Raw genomic sequence first — 3,447 nt, forward strand, 5'->3', positions numbered from 1 at the left:
AATGGTCTGCACCACGTCAAGGATCGGAGTTGGCTTGAAGACCACCAGTACAGTAACAGTCGCCAAAAGGGTGGAATTCTTGGTGCACTGAGAAACCTCAGTCTGAATGCAATGAGGGTCATGTTTCCTCCTGAGGCTGATCGAAAGAAGAGAAAATATCAGAAAAGCTTGCCTATGCAGGCAATAGGTTACTTAGTTAATCCTCTCCGTACACTTACCAGGTTGGCAGGGATATGACTTAGACTTTGCAGGTGTCCTGATCAAAATTCAGTTTAAGAGGTCTTTGAGCCTTTCTCCAGATTCAGAAAGGAGCTCTCCTTTCCACTCGGAAACGTTGCGGGTTTCGGAGGAGAAGTTGGCTCCTATAATGGCAAGGTCTTTCCCTTTATGGGTATAGGGGTTAAAGTAACCCTTTTGATGGATTTGTTGAAGCGCTTTTTCAGCAGAACCATCGAGCTTGAGCTCGAGGATGTAAGTGGTTTTGGGCATCTCAAGCATCACATCGATCCGCCCGGTGTTTGTCGCTCTTTCTGATAAGGGATCAAACCCCATCCCATGAAGCATGGCGAGGAGCATGGCTTGATAGGTCCGTTCCTTGGCCCCTGCAAAGACTTGATAAGCAAAACTTGCAAATCCCGTCTTAATATGATCGAAGACAATCCCTATTTGATGCCTTTCAAGCGCTTTTACGAACTTTTCCGAGGACCGAACGTCGGTGGTTTTCGTAAAGTGTTTGATCAAAGAGTGCATGAAGGCCGTTCGGACCTCTTCGTTAGGAAGTCCTAGGTTATACCGTTTTGAGAGTGGATTGTAGTCTTTAATGGTAAAATATCCCGATTGATACATCAGGGCCTTTAAGTCGATCTGTTCGAGTGAGCTGATATCCATCAGCTCCTCTCCCCTAGCTGTTGTTCCATCGAGTGAAACCATCGATTGGGGGTGTTTTTTGAGTTGGCTGACCAAAAACGATGGGGTTCCTGTGCTATACCAATATCCGGCAGGCTCTTTTTCATCCATAAAGTTAAGTGTAGAGAAGGGGTTGTAGACACAGGCCTCGCTTTTCGAAAAGCGATATCCGTTATACCATTTACGCACCTCTTCTAAGACTTTTTCCCTCGATGTGTTTTGGCGCTCAGAAACGATCGATTCAATATGTTCAGCAAAAGAGTCTTTCAACTCCTCTTCTGTGTACCCCATCATATCTGCATACCTGGGATCCATTGTAATATCTTTTAAATTGTTAAGGGACGAGAAAAGGGAAACCCGGGAAAACTTACTGATGCCAGTCACAAATATAAAACGGAGCTCAGCATCTAGCCCTTTTAAAGTCCCGAAAAACCCCTTCAAGATGTCTCTATTTTTTCTAGCGGTAGCGAGGTCCCCCAAGCGATCGATAATCGGCTTGTCATACTCATCGATTAAGACTGCAACCTTGCTTTTATACTTCTCCGATAACCCAACAATCAACGTATCGAGTGCAACTTGGATATCGGTTGTGATGATAGAGATATTGTGCTTTCTAGCGATAATTTCGAGCCTGACTCGCAAAGCGGTTCGAAGCTCATCAGGGGTTTCGTTTGCTATTTTTGAGAAATCCAGATAAAGGACAGGATATTTTTGCCAGTCGTAGTCGCTTTTATAAATCTCGCACGTTTTGAATAACTCTTTGTTTCCTTTAAAGATTTCTTCCAGTGTGTTTAAAAACAAAGACTTGCCAAACCTTCGAGGGCGAGACATAAAATAGTAGGGGGCATCTTCATCCAATAGTTTCTTTGCAAACGGGGTTTTATCGACGTAGAGATAGTCCCCTTTTGAAAGGATTTTAGTGATGCTTTGAATGCCGATTGGTAACTTTTTCATTCGATCAATTTTTACCCCATTTGCCCCTATTTTAAGAGATCTTAGAGAAACATTCAACAGTCAATGTCTATACAGAGCTAACTCAAAAATTGGTTTTTGCCCGTGCCAGCAGCCCCATAAACCGGAAACTTAGGTTAATAACTGGCGGTGACGTTGAAGTGGACCATCGTGTTCCCTCCACCAAAGTCGGCCTTCTTGTGGAGCTTAATTCCCCAGTCAAGGCGGGCGGTTAGGTAGGGCTCAATGGTGTAGCGAACACCAGGTCCTTTCCCAAGTAGGTAGTCGGTTTTCCGCTCACCGGGAAGGGCGTTGTGATCACTTCCCCATCCATAATCAAGGAAAATAAGGAACTGCATTGCATCATCCACTTTCCACTGCGACTTGATGTTTTTAAGGACGCGGAAGGCGGGACTTCTTGCTTCTCCACTCAGGAGGATAGCTCCATCCTTGTTCACCTCTCGCTGGTCATAGCCGCGAACGGTGCTGTATCCCCCAAGGCCAAACTGCTCGCTAGGAAGGAGGTTTTGGCTTGCGATTTGCCCTCTAGCAAGGAGGGATAAGGAGAAAGACTTGGGAAGGCGTTGCAAGTAAACAAACGATCCGCGGAAGTAGACCCAGTGGTTTTTGGCATCGGGACGAAGTGAGTCATAGACAGCGTCTGACTGATCGGTAAAAAGGTTACCGGGTGACCAGTAAAGATCACCATCAAAGTCGAGACGGTAGCTACTTCTATTGTAGTTTCCGGCGTAACCGACAACAAGCTGGGTCAAGTTAACGGGGCTTCCGAGGAGGGGGAAGTCTTCTTCAAATTCAAAGGTGTTGTTGGTCCGTTTAAAGTCGGCGCCCACTGCAATCTCATGCTCGAGATACTGCGTGATGTTTAGGGGAACGTTATAGCGGGCGCTCACCGTGGCCAAAAAGTGGATGGAAAAGTTGTTCTAAGCCTCCATAGCCCTACCTACTACACCAAGCTCGATCTTCTTGCGATTGATATGAGCGCTACCCCCCGCGTGACCCACCTCATTCCTTTTGAGAAAAAGGTCGATGGAGAGGCGGTCTCTCTACTGATCGATGAGGAAAAATTACGCGCCCTTCTCACCCCAGGACATACCCACCTTTGGGCTGTCTCTTCGGAAAACCCCGACATCGCCGCCGAGTCTCCTTACTCTTTTGTTCCCTAACTAAGGAGCTGGGCAAAAATAACTTATACATTTCTGCAACCATAACATCTTCATCTACTTTGTTGCAACTCCTTGAAAGCTAATAAGCTTCCTGCGGATTTGCGCCGCGCAGCTAAAGCGCTATGGCACCAGAAATGCATGAGTTATTTTTGCCCAGCTCCTAAGCTGCTTCATGTTGGGTCAATACTTCTCGCTCGATTTTCTTGCCACTCTTTTTCATCGTGGTCTTTAAGTCATAATCTGATTGAAGGTTTAGCCAAAATTCAGCGGAAGTTCCAAAGAACTTCGCAAGACGGAGGGCAGTATCCAGGATCCCTGCAAAGTCGTGACTTAAATTTTTAAATATGCATAAATGGTTGGTTTCGTATCCAATATAACCAAGGCGAGCCAGCATGAGCACCCAAAC

5 protein-coding genes are annotated in these 3,447 nt (G+C 46.0%); 2 read left to right on the forward strand and 3 right to left on the reverse strand.

The annotated features are described in order from the left end of the window. Nucleotides 1-237: hypothetical protein (locus NEPTK9_RS09785; protein ID WP_228547033.1), on the forward strand; the 237-nt coding region annotated here is incomplete at its 5' end. Nucleotides 238-267: 30 nt separating this feature from the next. On the opposite strand, the gene NEPTK9_RS09195 is transcribed toward NEPTK9_RS09785, so the two are convergent. Then, nucleotides 268-1,860 (reverse strand): ATP-binding protein, encoded by a 1,593-nt coding sequence (locus NEPTK9_RS09195; RefSeq protein WP_194848537.1) that lies wholly within the window; start codon nt 1,858-1,860, stop codon nt 268-270. Between the two features lie 134 nt (nt 1,861-1,994). Beyond that, complete coding sequence (locus tag NEPTK9_RS09200; RefSeq protein ID WP_194848538.1) at nt 1,995-2,768, reverse strand: ShlB/FhaC/HecB family hemolysin secretion/activation protein; 774 nt, start codon at nt 2,766-2,768, stop codon at nt 1,995-1,997. Nucleotides 2,769-2,780: 12 nt separating this feature from the next. Between NEPTK9_RS09200 and NEPTK9_RS09205 the strand changes: the two genes are divergently transcribed. After that, entirely contained in the window at nt 2,781-3,041 is a 261-nt protein-coding gene (locus NEPTK9_RS09205; protein ID WP_194848539.1) for a hypothetical protein, read from the forward strand. Nucleotides 3,042-3,201: 160 nt separating this feature from the next. Here the strand turns inward: NEPTK9_RS09205 and NEPTK9_RS09790 are convergent, their stop codons facing one another. Next, the gene (locus NEPTK9_RS09790) at nt 3,202-3,441 is read right to left on the reverse strand and encodes a helix-turn-helix transcriptional regulator (RefSeq protein WP_420887675.1); all 240 of its coding nucleotides are present in this window, start codon (nt 3,439-3,441) and stop codon (nt 3,202-3,204) included. Nucleotides 3,442-3,447 lie beyond the last annotated feature (6 nt).

The sequence above is a fragment of the Candidatus Neptunochlamydia vexilliferae genome, from assembly GCF_015356785.1.
Classification (GTDB): Bacteria; Chlamydiota; Chlamydiia; order Chlamydiales; family Simkaniaceae; genus Neptunichlamydia; species Neptunichlamydia vexilliferae.